Annotated in this window: 14 protein-coding genes; 5 read left to right on the forward strand and 9 right to left on the reverse strand. The window is 74.8% G+C overall.

From position 1 onward, the window contains the following. Positions 1-13 precede the first annotated feature (13 nt). The 5 genes from GRQ65_RS14745 to pknB form a co-directional block, all read right to left on the reverse strand. The gene (locus GRQ65_RS14745) at positions 14-1,114 is read right to left on the reverse strand and encodes an NADase-type glycan-binding domain-containing protein (RefSeq protein WP_160878748.1); all 1,101 of its coding nucleotides are present in this window, start codon (positions 1,112-1,114) and stop codon (positions 14-16) included. Positions 1,115-1,160: 46 nt separating this feature from the next. Then, on the reverse strand, positions 1,161-2,210 hold the full coding sequence (aroF, locus tag GRQ65_RS14750; protein WP_160878749.1) for a 3-deoxy-7-phosphoheptulonate synthase: 1,050 nt from the start codon (positions 2,208-2,210) through the stop codon (positions 1,161-1,163). Between the two features lie 152 nt (positions 2,211-2,362). Next, on the reverse strand, positions 2,363-3,253 hold the full coding sequence (locus GRQ65_RS14755) for an EamA family transporter (RefSeq protein ID WP_160878750.1): 891 nt from the start codon (positions 3,251-3,253) through the stop codon (positions 2,363-2,365). Then, a complete protein-coding gene (locus tag GRQ65_RS14760; protein WP_160878751.1) occupies positions 3,250-4,158 on the reverse strand; it encodes a deoxyribonuclease IV in 909 nt (302 codons plus the stop codon). The genes GRQ65_RS14755 and GRQ65_RS14760 overlap by 4 nt, the downstream gene beginning before the upstream one ends. A 6-nt stretch (positions 4,159-4,164) precedes the next feature. Further along, positions 4,165-6,270 carry a Stk1 family PASTA domain-containing Ser/Thr kinase gene (gene pknB, locus GRQ65_RS14765; RefSeq protein WP_160878752.1) on the reverse strand — a complete coding sequence of 702 codons (2,106 nt, stop codon included), beginning with the start codon at positions 6,268-6,270 and terminating at the stop codon, positions 4,165-4,167. 102 nt (positions 6,271-6,372) lie between these two features. On the opposite strand from pknB, the gene GRQ65_RS14770 reads away from it, so the two are divergent. Further along, on the forward strand, positions 6,373-6,738 hold the full coding sequence (locus GRQ65_RS14770; protein ID WP_160878753.1) for an Rv2175c family DNA-binding protein: 366 nt from the start codon (positions 6,373-6,375) through the stop codon (positions 6,736-6,738). 43 nt (positions 6,739-6,781) lie between these two features. Next, on the forward strand, positions 6,782-7,255 hold the full coding sequence (locus GRQ65_RS14775; protein ID WP_160878754.1) for a ribonuclease domain-containing protein: 474 nt from the start codon (positions 6,782-6,784) through the stop codon (positions 7,253-7,255). A 20-nt stretch (positions 7,256-7,275) separates the two neighbouring features. Here GRQ65_RS14775 and GRQ65_RS14780 read toward each other — a convergent pair whose 3' ends face one another. Then, on the reverse strand, positions 7,276-8,340 hold the full coding sequence (locus GRQ65_RS14780) for a polyprenyl synthetase family protein (protein ID WP_160878755.1): 1,065 nt from the start codon (positions 8,338-8,340) through the stop codon (positions 7,276-7,278). 145 nt (positions 8,341-8,485) lie between these two features. Between GRQ65_RS14780 and metF the strand changes: the two genes are divergently transcribed. Together metF and GRQ65_RS14790 are read left to right on the forward strand one after the other, a co-directional pair. Further along, on the forward strand, positions 8,486-9,376 hold the full coding sequence (gene metF / locus GRQ65_RS14785; RefSeq protein WP_160878756.1) for a methylenetetrahydrofolate reductase [NAD(P)H]: 891 nt from the start codon (positions 8,486-8,488) through the stop codon (positions 9,374-9,376). Between the two features lie 70 nt (positions 9,377-9,446). After that, the gene (locus GRQ65_RS14790; RefSeq protein WP_160878757.1) at positions 9,447-10,040 is read left to right on the forward strand and encodes an SIMPL domain-containing protein; all 594 of its coding nucleotides are present in this window, start codon (positions 9,447-9,449) and stop codon (positions 10,038-10,040) included. Positions 10,041-10,048: 8 nt separating this feature from the next. Here the strand turns inward: GRQ65_RS14790 and GRQ65_RS14795 are convergent, their stop codons facing one another. From GRQ65_RS14795 to GRQ65_RS14805, 3 genes are read right to left on the reverse strand one after another with little or no spacing between them, the layout of a single operon-like run. Beyond that, positions 10,049-11,368 (reverse strand): phytoene desaturase family protein, encoded by a 1,320-nt coding sequence (locus GRQ65_RS14795; protein WP_160878758.1) that lies wholly within the window; start codon positions 11,366-11,368, stop codon positions 10,049-10,051. Positions 11,369-11,399: 31 nt separating this feature from the next. Then, positions 11,400-12,005 (reverse strand): DUF4126 family protein, encoded by a 606-nt coding sequence (locus tag GRQ65_RS14800; RefSeq protein ID WP_160878759.1) that lies wholly within the window; start codon positions 12,003-12,005, stop codon positions 11,400-11,402. Between the two features lie 4 nt (positions 12,006-12,009). Continuing rightward, the gene (locus tag GRQ65_RS14805) at positions 12,010-12,555 is read right to left on the reverse strand and encodes a YbaK/EbsC family protein (protein ID WP_160878760.1); all 546 of its coding nucleotides are present in this window, start codon (positions 12,553-12,555) and stop codon (positions 12,010-12,012) included. 30 nt (positions 12,556-12,585) lie between these two features. On the opposite strand from GRQ65_RS14805, the gene GRQ65_RS14810 reads away from it, so the two are divergent. Continuing rightward, positions 12,586-13,086, forward strand: a complete 501-nt coding sequence (locus GRQ65_RS14810) for a hypothetical protein (RefSeq protein WP_160878761.1) — start codon at positions 12,586-12,588, stop codon at positions 13,084-13,086. The last annotated feature ends 47 nt before the right edge of the window (positions 13,087-13,133 follow it).

The raw sequence follows: 13,133 nt of genomic DNA on the forward strand, positions 1-13,133 counted from the left end.
GCGAGCGAGTCGGTCAGCCCGCGGGCGTGCCGAGCACCGCGATCTCGCTGATCGCGGTGAAGTCGCGCCCGGAGCGGCCCTCGCCGGGCGCGGTGACGCCGGTGATGCGCAGCACCACCGAGTCGGCGGTGACAGGTCCGAGGTCGATCAGCTGAGGCTCGCGACTGTCGACCAGCGTCTGGCGCACCTTCGTGCCGTCGGGGAAGAGCCAGACGACCTCGCTGACCCGTCGGTTGCCGGCGTACCAGTCGACGCCGCCGGAGGTCTTGGCGTAGCCGTTGACCAGCCCGACCTCGCTGATCGTCGTCGGCTCGGCCAGCTGCAGCCGGATGCGGAGACCCGACACGTCACCCGGGGCACGCCAGGCCGTCTCGACGTCGCCGTCGACGAGGTTGCTGGCGGCGAACGACGTGCGGTTGCCGTCGACGTCGCGGCTGTCGGGCGCGGTGCGAGGGGCGGTGGCGGTGGCCTCGCCGGCCACGTTGCTCGCCGTGGCACCCTGCGGAGCCGACGCACTCGCCTCGTCGCTCCCGGTCGGGGTGTCCCGGCCCGACGTCGGTGCGCCGCTGCGTCCGACGTCCGGGCGGACGACGAACCACCAGGCCGCCGCGATGGCGGCCACCACCAGCAGCGCCACGAGGATCCACAGCCACGGACTGCGCCGATCTCCGCGCTCGTCGTCCCAGCTGTCCCGCTCGTCCCGGCGGACGTCGTCGTACGCCGGGGGCTCGTCGTCGAACCACGTGGCGATGGCGGAGTCGGGCGCTGGAGCGGGTTCGGGCTCCGGCTCCGGCGCGAGGCCCGCGCGGGTGACCAGCGCTCCGTCGGGCGTCCAGCCCTCGACCTCGTCGGCGAACAGCGGGTAGCGCTGCGGCAGCGGCGGGGCGCTCACCGAAGGCGGCGTCCGCGGGTCGCGGGTGCGGACGGGTCGGGCCCGCTCCGCGGTGTCGGTGCGCCAGTCGCCCTCGTCCGAGGTGGCCGGCGTGCGACCCCCGATCGGGGTGCCGCAGTGGGCGCAGAACCGCCCGGCACCGAGCTGCTGCCCGCACGCCGTGCACCTCATCGGCTCGGTAGCCGGCTCGGGAGCCGTCTCGTCGACCATCTCGTGGTCCACCTCCTCAGCAGGCGAGGGTAGCGGCCCTCGGCGCGATCACCGCAGGTCAGGCCGGTGAGCGGTCCGGTGCGCCGGTGCGACGGCCGAGGGCCGGGGGGAGCCGGCGCACGGCGGTGGCCAGCTCACGCAGCGCCGTGCCGTCCAGCGCCTGGGGTCCGTCGCACAGCGCCTGGTCGGGGAAGGGGTGCACGTCGACCATGACCCCGTCGGCGCCGACGGCGATCGAGGCCCGGGCCAGCGGCACGACGAGGTCCTGGCGGCCGGCGGCGTGGCTCGGGTCGACGACGACCGGCAGGTGGCTGGTGGCCTGCACCGCGGGGACCGCACTGAGATCAAGGGTGTTGCGGTACGACGTCTCGAAGGTGCGGATGCCGCGCTCGCACAGCACGATGTCGAGGTTGCCCCGCTGCGCGACGTACTCCGCCGCCATCAGCCACTCCTCGAGCGTCGCGCTCGGTCCGCGCTTGAGCAGCACGGGTCGCCCGGCCTCGCCGACGGCCTGGAGCAGCCCGGTGTTGCCCATGTTGCGCGCGCCGACCTGCAGCAGGTCGGCGTACTCGGCGACGACACCGACGTCACGGGCGTCGACCACCTCGGTCACGACCGGCATGCCGGTGGCCTCGCCCACGTCGGCGAGGATCTCGAGCCCCTTGAGCCCGAGGCCCTGGAAGGCGTACGGCGAGGTGCGGGGCATGAACGCCCCGCCGCGCAGCAGGCCGGCGCCCGCCGAGCGGGACATCTGAGCGGCCTCGAGCATCTGCTCGCGACTCTCGACCGCGCACGGGCCGGCGATGAGCGTGCAGGTCTCGGGGCCGATCGGGACCTGGCGGCCGGCGGGGCCGATCCGCACCGTGGAGCGCTCGGCGTGGTGCTGGCGGCTGACGAGCTTGTAGGGGTCGGAGATGCGGTGCACGTCGGCGACACCGCGCAGCGTGCGCAGGTTGAGGTGGTGGAACGCCGCGACGTCGCCGACCAGCCCGATGATCGTGCGCGAGAGACCCTTCGACACGAACGCCTCGCCGCCCATCGCCTCGACGCGGGCGACGACGTTGGCGACGTCCTCGTCGGTGGCGCCGGGCGCCATCACCACGACCATCGACGTCCTCCCTCGGCGGGCCCCGCGACCCGATCCCGGGGGACGTCGCGACAGTAGGTCCGCGGTCGCCTGCCGTGAGACGGAGTTCTCACCATCCGGGCAGACGTTACGAACACGTGACGTGCGCCTCGCGACGGCCCGGACGAACGGGCTCAGACCGCCAGGTGCTGGACCTCGCCCTCGACGGGACGACGCGGCCCGAGCTCGACCAGCAGCATCGCGGCCAGCACGAGCGCACCCCCGAGCAGCATCCGGGTGGTCAGCGACTCGCCACCCAGCGCGACGGCGAAGAGCGTGGCGAAGACCGGCTCCATGCTCATCACGATCGCCGAGCGGGTGGGGGAGAGCTGCGACTGGGCCCACGTCTGGGCGACCAGGGCGACGGCCCCGGCGACCAGCGCCATGTAGACGACCGAGACCCAGTCCGAGGTGCGCTCGGGCAGCACGATCCCGTCGGGTGCGGTCGCGGCGAGACAGACCGCGGCGATGACCAGCAGCTGGACGACGGAGAGCCCGAGCGCCTCGCGCGAGGTGGACCAGGCGCCCAGTGCCACGATGTGCAGCGCGTAGAGCACCGCGGAGACCAGCGTGATCGCCTCGCCGTAGCCCACCGACACGCCCTGCAGCGTGAGCACCGCGAGACCCAGCGCGGCGACGAGTACGGCGCACCAGGTGAGCCCGGTGATCCGGCTGCGCAGCAGCACGGCGGCGAGCAGCGGCGTGAACACGACGTACATGCCGGTGACGAAGCCCGAGACGCTCGCCGGGGTGTGGGCGAGGCCGGCGGTCTGCAGGATCTGCGCGACGCCGTAGACCGCGCCGAGCACGCCGGCCCGCCGCCACGCCTGTCGTGACAGCGCCAGGACGGAGCGGTGGGCCACGGCCAGCATCACGAGGCCGGCGATCGCGAAGCGCACCGCCAGGAAGTCGAGCGTCGGCACCCGGTCGAGGAGGTCCTTGATGAGGAAGAACGTGCTGCCCCAGCTCGCGGTGACGCTCAGCAGGGCGAGGGTGGCGAGCAGCTGGAGGCGCCGACTGCTCACGCCCAGGCCTCGGCGCGCAGCCGCTTGAGCAGCGGGATCTGGGGGTCGCCGGGATCGCGGGATCCCGGGGTCTCGAGGACGAACGGCACGCCGTGGGTCGCCGGGTGGGCGAGGAGCTCGCGGAAGCAGCCGAGCCCGATGGACCCGTCCTCGCTGCCCACCGGGTGGTGGCGGTCGCGCATCGACCCCCGCGGGTCGGCCGAGTCGTTGGCGTGCACCAGCCGCAGCCGCCCCGGACCACCGATCTCGACGATGCGGTCGAGCGCCGCACTCGTGCCGCCCGCTTCGTCGAGCGGGTCGCCGGCCGCGAAGGCGTGGCAGGTGTCGAGGCAGATGCCCGCCCGCGGGTGGTGGTCGAGGGCGTCGAGGTACGCCGCGAGGTCGTCGACCGCCGCGCACAGCGAGCGGCCCTGGCCGGCGGTGGGCTCCAGCAGGAGCCACGGCGCGTCGTCTCCGGCCTGGGTGAGGGCCCCGAGCAGGGGCAGCAGGCCCGCCCGCACCTGGGCGAAAGCCTGCTCGGCCGAGCCGGAGACGTAGGAGCCGGTGTGCACCACGACCCCCTCGGCCCCGAGCTCGGCCGCGCGGCGCAGGTTGTGCGCGACCGAGGCGACCGACCGCTCGTACGTCGCCGGCGTCGGCGAGCCGAGGTTGACGAGGTACGGCGCGTGGACGACGACACGGATGCCGGCCTCCCGGCACCCGGCTCGGAACGTCGCGTCCTCCTCGGGCCTCCCGGCGCTCAACGTCCAGCCGCGGGGGTTGCCGGCGAAGATCTGCACCACCTCGGCGCCGATCTCCTGCGCCCCGCGCAGGGTGCCGCGCACCAGCCCCTGACCGACCTTGACGTGGGTGCCGACGGGGTTGCGCAGGGCGGCGGCGCTGCTCGCGCCGAGAGGCTCGGACAACGGGGCTCAGACCAGGTAGATCGTGATGGTGGTGCCGCGGGGCAGCGACTGGTCGGCGCCGGGGTCCATGGACAGCACGTAGCCGAGGCCGAGCGAGCCCGGAGCGGGCTCCTGCCGCACCTCGAACCCGGCGCCCTCGAGCGCGTCGACCGCCGCGTCGGTGCCGTAGCCGATGACGTTGGGCACCTGGACCAGCTCGGGACCGCGCGAGACGGTGAGGGTCACGGTGTCACCGCGGTAGAGAGTGCCGTCGGGCGGGCTCTGCGAGATGACCAGGCCCTCGGCGACGTCGTCGGAGTACTGCTCGCTCGTCTGCACCTGCAGGCCGCGGTCCTGCAGGGTGGAGCGGGCCTCGTCGACCGGGTCGCCGACCCAGTCGCCCACCTTGATCGGCTTGCGTCCCTTCGACACGACGAGGTCGACGATCGTGCCCGGGCGCAGCGTCTGGCCGCCGGCGGGCTCGGACGAGATGACGGTGCCCTCGGGGACGGTCTCGGAGAACTGTCGCGTCGTCGTACCGAAGACCATCTTGACCGAGCCGATGAGGTCCTGGGCCTGGTCCTCGGTCCTCCCGGTCAGCTCGGGCAGCGGGTAGACCTCGCGCCCCAGCGACACCCGGATCGTCACCGTCGTGCCGTCGAGCACCCGGTCTCCCGGCGACGGGTCGGTGCTGAGGACGTCGCCCATGGCGACGTTGGCGGAGTACGCCGACTCGCCGACGGCCACGCCGAGCCCGGCCGCCTCGAGTCGGGACGTGGCCTCCGCCTGGGTGAGGCCGATGACGCCGGGGGTCGCGGTGTAGCGGGCGTAGCCGAACCACCACGCGCTCATGCCGACGGCGGCCGCGAGGAGGACGGCCAGCACGAGCAGCACCGGCCCGCGGCGGCGGCGCCGTGGTCGAGCGGGGCGCCTGGGCCCGTCGCCGCCGGGTGGCGTGGGCCGCGGCCGCTGGGTGGCCGTGGTGGTCTGCGTGGTGAGCGATGCGGCGGGTCGGGCTGCCCCGCCCCCCACCGCCGGACGCCGGGCCGTCGCGTCGGGCGTCGAGGTGCGTGCGGACGTCGCCGGGGTCGGGGCGAGCAGGGCCGCCATCTCGGCGTCGTCCCAGGCGCCGTCGCCGCGCGCCGGTCCGCGGCGCTGCAGCACCTCAGCGGTGTCGGTGTGGTGGCGGGGCGTCAGGTCCTCGACCAGCTCGCGGTCCGAGCGCGCCCCGGAGTGGACCGCGTGGGCGACGCGGCGCAGGTGGTGGAGCAGCACGCCGGCGTCGGCCGGGCGCTGCACCCGGTCGCGGGCGGTCGCCCGCGCGACGAGGGCGTCGACGTAGTCGGGGACCGACGCGACCTCGCGCGAGGGCGGCGGGACGTCCTCGTGGACGTGCTTGTAGGCCACCTGGATCGGAGTCTCGCCCGAGTGCGGCTTGTGACCTGTCAGCAGCTCGAACAGGATCACGCCCACGGCGTAGACGTCGGCCCTGGCGTCGGAGCGTCCCTCGACGACCAGCTCGGGAGCGACGTACGACACGGTGCCGATGAGCACGCCGGTCGCGGTGTGCTGGGTGGTCGCGGAGACCGCCTTGGCCAGCCCGAAGTCGGCCACCTTGACGCGGCCGTCGTGGGCGATGAGGACGTTCTCGGGCTTGACGTCGCGGTGGATCAGCCCGGCGCGGTGGGCGGCGGCGAGCGCCGAGACCACCGGCTCGAGCAGGGCGAGAGCACGGGCGGGGGAGAGGGGCGCGTCGCGGCCGATGGTGTCGCGCAGCGTGTGGCCCTCGACGAGCTCCATCGCCAGGAACACGGTGCCGTCGTCGGCGCCCTGGTCGAAGACGGAGACGACGTTGGGGTGCGAGAGCCGGGCGGCGGCCCGCGCCTCGGCCACGAACCGGGCTGCGAACTCGTCGTCGTCGCCCAGCCCCGGGTGCATGACCTTGACCGCGACTGTGCGCTCGAGGCGCAGGTCGGTGGCCTCGTAGACACTGGCCATCCCGCCGCGCGCGATGCGCGGGCCCATCCGGTAGCGCCCGTCGAGGACCCGACCGGTCAGGTGGTCGACGTCGCGGCGTCCCGCGGGGTCGCTCGGTCCTGCGGCGGCCCGGGGGGCATGCCGGTCAGGGCTCACGGCGACCTCCTGCGCCCGGACGGGGAAGGATCCGGACGCCCCATCCTACGGACAGCACCCTCCGACCGGCACGTTCGACGCTCCGGGTGTCAGCATGGGCCCATGACACTGGCGGAGGAGGACCTGAGCACCCTGGTCGACACCTGGCTGGACTGGCGCCAGGCGGCGGACCTGCTCGGTGTGAGCGAGGCGAAGGTGCGCACGATGGTGCGCGAGCACGAGCTCGCGGCGGCGGTGCCGGTCCCCGGGCAGGGCCCGCGCATCCCGGCGGCGTTCTTCGACGACGGCGGTCAGCCGGTCAAGGGGCTGAGCGGCCTGATCACGATGCTCCACGACGGCCGCTTCGACGACCGCGAGATCATCGCCTGGCTGTTCCTCGACGACGACCTGCCCGGGCGGCCCATCGACGCGCTGCGGGAGAACCGCGGCTCGGAGGTGAAGCGCCGGGCCCAGGCCATGGCGCTGTGACATCCGCTGTGACATCCGCTGTGACGAGCGCGGCGGCTCCCCGGTGAGTCCCGCCCTCCGGCGCCAGCTCCGGACCGCCGCGGCCGTCGTGGTCTTCGCCCTGGCGGCGTACCTCGGGTTCGGCCAGCTGGCGCCCGACTCGGGACCTGGCGGGTCGACCGACTCGTCGTCGTCCTCGTCGTCCTCGTCCCTGGATGCGCCGTCGACCGACGCCGCCACCGGACTGCGGTGGATCAGCGAGGCCGACCTGCCGGTCGAGGCGCGCGAGACACTCGAGCTCATCGACGCGGGCGGGCCGTTCCCCTACCCCGGCCGCGACGGGGCGACGTTCGAGAACCGTGAGGGGCTGCTGCCGCCGGCGCCGCGCGGCCACTACGCGGAGTACACCGTGCCGACCCCCGGTGAGGACGACCGCGGTCCGCGCCGCATCGTCGTGGGAGACGGAGACGGGCCCGACCCGGAGTGGTTCTGGACCGACGACCACTACGACTCGTTCGCGCGGATCCTGCGCGAGTAGCCGCCTGCTTCGGACGGTGCTCAGACGGTGCGCTGGGTGACCGCGACCGCGAGGCCTCGCAGCACCTCGCGCGCGGTGTCGTCGATGCGCGCCCGGTCGAGCGCGGCGAGCGCGACGTCCGAGAGCTGCGCGATGACCGCCTCGACCTGGGCCCGGGCCCCGGACTCCTCGATGATGCGGCGCAGCCGGTCGACCCCGGCCGCGTCGAGCGGCGTGCCGAGCGCGCGGTCGAGGTGGGCCGCGTCGGCGGCCGGGGCGGAGTCGAGGGCGAGCGCGACCAGCACGGTGCGCTTGCCCTCCACCAGGTCGTCGCCGGCGGGCTTGCCGGTCGTCGCGGGGTCGCCGTAGACCCCGAGGAGGTCGTCGCGCAGCTGGAACGCCTCGCCCAGCGGCAGGCCGTACGCCGACAGCTCGGCGACGGTCTCGGAGCTCGCGCCGGCGAGCGCAGCGCCGAGGTGGAGCGGGCGCTCGATGGAGTACTTCGCCGACTTGTAGCGCAGCACCGTCATCGCGGTGTCGACGTCGGCGCGGCCCCGGGCCTGGACCGAGACGTCGAGGAACTGCCCGGCGATCACCTCGCTGCGACAGAGGTCGAACACCTCGAGACCGGCCAGGACCCGCTCCAGCGGCAGCCCGCAGCGGCGCAGCAGCTCGTCGGCCCAGGCGAGCAGCAGGTCGCCGAGCAGGACCGCCGCGGCCGCGCCGTACTGCTCCGCGCCGCCGCGCCAGCCGGCCGCGCGGTGCTCGCGTTCGAAGAGGCGGTGGGTCGTCGGGTGGCCACGCCGGGTGTCGGAGGCGTCCATCACGTCGTCGTGCACGAGCGCGCTCGCGTGGAGCAGCTCGAGCGCGGCGGCGGCGCGGGCGAGGGCGTCCTCGTCGGGCGCCGGGGCGACCGCGAGGTGGCCCCACCAGCAGAACGACGCGCGGAACATCTTGCCGCCCGCCACCGACGTGCGCGCCTCGTTCAGCAGCCGGGCGGCGTCGGGCCCGAGCGGGGCGAGCCGCTCGGTCTGGGCGTCGAGGAACTCGCCGAGCACCCGCTCGACTCGTGCTCGGAAGCCGGACTGGTCCCACTGGCCACTCACGCCGACGACCCTAGGAGGTCCGCCCTGACCGCGGACCACCCGCCCGCGCCCACGCGGACCGGCGAGACGTGAGACACCTCTCAGGAGGCGTCCGGCGGCTGTGCGGATGACGGTGGGAGCCGTCTGTGCGACCTAGGATCGACGCGTGACCGACCGACGTGGACGCAGCATCCGCGAGCTGCTCGACGAGGGTGACCGCTCGTTCTCCTTCGAGTTCTTCCCGCCGTCCGACGAGGCCGGCGAGGAGCAGCTGTGGAAGGCGATCTCCGCGCTGGAGCCCTACGACCCGAGCTTCGTCTCGGTCACCTACGGCGCCGGTGGCGGCACGCGTGACAAGACGATCGGCATCACGAGCCGGATCGCACGCGAGACCTCGATGACCCCGGTCGCCCACCTGACCTGCGTCGGCCACACCCGCGCCGAGCTGCAGGGCATCCTCGACGCCTACGCCCGCGAGGGCGTGCGCCACGTGATGCTGCTGCGCGGCGACCCGCAGGAGGGCCCCCGGGCGGAGTGGACGCCGACCGAGGGCGGCCTGACCTACGCCCAGGAGCTGGTCGAGCTCGTCGCCGGGCGCGGCGACTTCCGCATCGGCGTGGCGGCGTTCCCCGAGGGGCACCCGTCGGCCGCGTCCCTCGACGCCGACGCCGACGTGCTGGTCGCCAAGGCCCGCGCGGGGGCGGAGTTCGCCGTGACGCAGATGTTCTTCCGCGCCGACGACTACTTCGCGCTGGTCCGTCGGGTGCGCGATCGCGGCGTCGACATCCCGATCCTCCCGGGCATCATGCCGATCCTCAACCTCGGCGCCATCCGCCGCCAGAGCGAGCTCATCGGCACCGAGGTGCCCGATCACGTCGTGGCCCGCATCGCCGAGAACGACGGCGACGCCGCCGCCATGCGGGCCGCCGGCATCGACGCCGCGGCCGAGCTGTGCGACGAGCTCCTCGCCGGCGGTGCGCCGGGCCTGCACTTCTACACGCTCAACCGGTCGAAGGCCACGCTCGAGATCTTCGAGCGCCTCAACGTCACCGTCTGAGCACCTCCGGACCCGGCCGTCCCGGGACAGTGCCAGGACGGGCCGTGGGGGCCGTGGCTACGGTGACCGGGTGCGCACCCTCACCGTGACCGGCCACGGCTCCGCGAGCGCTGTCCCCGACTCAGCCGTCGTGCGGGTCGCCGCAGTCCAGCGCGGGTCGTCGCTGACCGAGGCGCTCGAGGGGGCCGAGTCGGCCCGCGCGCGCGTGGTCGCCGTCGCCGCGGAGCACAGCGTGGCGACGCGGGACCTCGCCATCTGGCCCGTCCACGACGACCAGGGCCGCCCGGCGGGCTTCGAGGCGCGGCACGCGCTCGCGGTGAGCACCACCACGGTCGAGCAGGCCGGCGACCTCCTCGCCGCTCTCGCGGCCGAGGTCGGCGACCGGCTCGTGGTCGAGGGCGTCGACCTGGTGGTCGCCGACCCGACGGCGGCGCTCGGCCGGGCCCGCGAGGCGGCGTACGCCGACGCGACCGCGCGCGCCGAGCACCTCGCGTCCCTGGCCGGGGCCGTCCTCGACCGGGTGCAGAGCATCGGCGAGGGCGCGGTGCCGGTCGGACCGCCCGGCGGCCCGGTCCTCGCCGCGGCGAAGGCGGACGTCGGGCTCCAGCCGGGGGAGTCGACGTTCACCGCCGCGCTCACCGTCACCTGGTCGCTCGCCGACTGAGCGACCGGTCAGCCTCGGGCCGGCCCGATCTCGGCGGCGACCAGGGCGCCGGAGAGGCCGACGAACGGCACGCCCGCGCCGGGGGTGGCCGATGCTCCAGCGGTGTAGACACCGGTCAGCGGCGTGCGCGGGCCGAGTCGCCGGCGCACCGTGCCGCGTCCTTGCCACAGCACGCCGTAGGGCGAGCCGCCCCACTGCTCGACCTGCTGGCGCGGGCTGCGGTCGACGCGGACGACCAGGTCGCGACGCAGGTCGATGCCGTGGCGGGCCAGCGCGGTCAGCAGGTCCTCGGCGAGCCGCCCCCGCCCGTGGACGGTGACGGCGGCGGCACCGTCGGGTGCGCGTCCGCCGGTGCGCACGACCAGCATCGGGTCGCCGTGCAGCACCACCTCGTGGGGGCCAGCGCCCGACGGCAGCCCCTCGACGGGCCGTGACAGGCCGGCGTGGGTGACCACCGGCGGCATCGCAGGCAGCGTGCGCGCGACGTACGGCGCGAGTGCGGGCAGGGTGCGCGGGTCGACGGCCACCACGACCGCGTCGGCGTCGACCTCCCCGCCGTCCACGGCGACCGCGACGGCGCGGCCCTCGCGCACGACGAGGTCGCGGACCCGGGTGGACAGCCGGACGTCGACGCGTCGGGTGGCCATCCGGGCGGTCAGCGCGTCGCCCAGTCGCGCCATCCCGCCGACGGGCGCCCAGGTGCCGAAACGCTGCTCGAGGTAGGCGACGAGCCCCGCCCACGCGGGCACGTCGCGGGGGTCGTGCCCGGCCGCGACGAAGGGGTGCGCCGCCACCAGTCGCGCGCGGTCGTCCTTGAGGGTGCGTCGGAGCCGACGGCGCAGGCTCTCGCGGCTGTCGAGGCGCGCCCGCACCTCGCGGGGCAGGTCGTCGGGCTGCCAGGGGTTCTCGAAGTAGGCGCGGCGCAGCACCTCCCAGTCCTCGGTGTAGGCGTCGACGTGGGCCACCCACTGACGACCGAGCCCGGGGCGCAGCTCGTCGAAGGCCCGCAGCTGTGCGGCCCGGGAGTGCCCGGGCAGCGCGAGCGTCGTGTGGTCCGCGAAGCGGTGCTCGCGCACCGTCTCGACGGGCTCGAGGTCCAGCTCGCGCTCGAGCGGACGACCGCTCTTGCGGAACAGGTCGCGCACGACGGCCGGCACCAGGGTCGCGACGGGTCCGGCGTCCCACGCGAACTCACCGGAGACGACCTCTCCCAGGGCGCCACCGAGCGCGTCGCCCGCCTCCAGCAGCGTCACCTCGTGGCGCAGCTTCGCCAGGCGCGCCGCGGCGGCGAGTCCTCCGAGCCCGCCGCCGACGACCACGATCCTCATCGGGCGGACTCCGTGGTGGGCTGCGCGGCGGTCACGGCGCAGCGCCGTGCGGGTGGGGGCGCCTCGCCTGCCACCGCCGCCACCCGCGGCGCACGAGGCGCGCGAGGAGGACCAGCAGGACGAGTCCGAGCAGGAGCAGCACCCCGGCGACGCCGGCGGCGAGTCGTGGGTGCTGCACCGCCAGCGCCACGAGACCGAGCACGGCGAAGTCCTCGAGCACGCTGACGCCGATGTTGGTCACCGGCTCGGGGGAGGTGTTGACCGCCAGCCGCACGCCCGACTTCACCAGGTGCGAGGCGAGGGCCGTGCCGCCGCCGACCGCGGCGAGCGCCACCTGGTCGAGCCGGGCGTCCGGGCCGACGTCGCCCGCCAGCAGGGCGCCGACGACCGCGCCCGCGGTCGGGCGGATGAACGTCGAGACCGCGTCCCACGTCGAGTCGACGTAAGGGATCTTGTCGGCGACGAACTCCATCGAGTAGAGGAAACCGGCGATGGCCAGCACGTCCCACCGACCGAGCGCGTCGGGGATGTCCGCGTAGTCGCCGAAGCGGTCGGCCAGGCCGAGGACCAGCACCACGAGGTAGGCGTTGACGCCGCTGGCCCAGCCGCTCGAGAACGCCAGGGGGAGGGACTCCACGACGTCAGCGAACCACGTCGTCGCCGGCCTCGGCGTCGGCCTCGGCGTCGGCGGGCCCGACCTCGACGGTCCGGGCGCCGGTCAGCCGGACGAGCTCGTCGACGGTGGTCGAGAACACCGCCGCCGGGTGACCGGCGGCGGCCCACACGACCTCGTGCCGTCGCAGCCACGGGTCGAGCCAGGTGGGGACGGGCGCCGGGTGCGCGAGCGGCGAGACCCCGCCGATCACCTGGCCGGTGTGGTGCCGCACGAACTCGGGCGAGGCGCGCTCCAGCCGGCGGACGCCGATCCGGGCCGCGGTGGCGACCACGTCGACGCGGTGGGCGCCCGAGGTGAGGATCAGGACGGGCTCGTCGTCCGCGTCGAAGAGCAGGCTGTTGGCGATGGCCCCCACCTCGCAGCCGAGCGCCTCCGCGGCGAGTGCGGCGGTGTGGACGGAGTCGGGCAGAATGACGATCTCGCCGGTGCCCCCGAGTCGGGCGTGCTCCTCGCGGAAGCGGGCGATCGACGGGTGCTCCGAGCCCGGCGATGGTGACGACGTCGACGACATGCGCACAGCCTAGGAAGGGCCACCGACACGATGAGCGAGCAACCCGCGTCGCTGACCTGGGCGCGTCGCGCCCTGGCTGCCGTGGTCGGCCTCGGCGCCGTCACGACCGTGCTCATGGTCCTGCTCCGCGACGACCTCGTCCGGTCGTGGGCCGAGGGGCGTCGCGACATCCGACGCATCCTCGAGACCCAGGGCCTCGACGCGGTCAAGGAGGGGGCCGTGCACCCGCCGGCCTTCGTGCCGGTCGCGGTCGTGATGTTCATCGTCGTCGCCGGCCTGATCTGGGTCCTCTCGGCCTTCCTGAGCGGCGGCTACAACTGGGCCCGCGTCTGCCTCACGCTCCTGCTCTTCTTCCTCGCCGTCGGCACGATCGCGGGTCTGCGCACAGGCGCCCCGCCGGTCTTCGCGGCGCTCTCGGTCGCGTCGTTCCCGCTCGAGGCGGTCGCCGTGTGGTTCCTGTGGCACCGTGACACCGGTGCCTACCTGCGCAGCGGCGCCGCGGAGCGCCGCGAGGACCTCGCCCGGAGCTGACCCGGACACCGACACACCGACCGACCCTTGACGGTCTGTCGGCGCTG

Origin of the sequence: Nocardioides flavescens, from assembly GCF_009823805.1 — a bacterium.
Lineage (GTDB): Bacteria > Actinomycetota > Actinomycetes > Propionibacteriales > Nocardioidaceae > Nocardioides > Nocardioides flavescens.

Excerpts from the sequence above, each read along its gene's own strand:
- GRQ65_RS14810 (WP_160878761.1), top strand. The coding sequence starts at position 12,586 with ATGAGCGAGCAACCCGCGTCGCTGACCTGGGCGCGTCGCGCCCTGGCT.
- GRQ65_RS14795 (WP_160878758.1), bottom strand. The coding sequence starts at position 11,368 with ATGAGGATCGTGGTCGTCGGCGGCGGGCTCGGAGGACTCGCCGCCGCG.
- aroF (WP_160878749.1), bottom strand. The coding sequence starts at position 2,210 with ATGGTCGTGGTGATGGCGCCCGGCGCCACCGACGAGGACGTCGCCAAC.
- GRQ65_RS14805 (WP_160878760.1), bottom strand. The coding sequence starts at position 12,555 with ATGTCGTCGACGTCGTCACCATCGCCGGGCTCGGAGCACCCGTCGATC.
- GRQ65_RS14770 (WP_160878753.1), top strand. The coding sequence starts at position 6,373 with ATGACACTGGCGGAGGAGGACCTGAGCACCCTGGTCGACACCTGGCTG.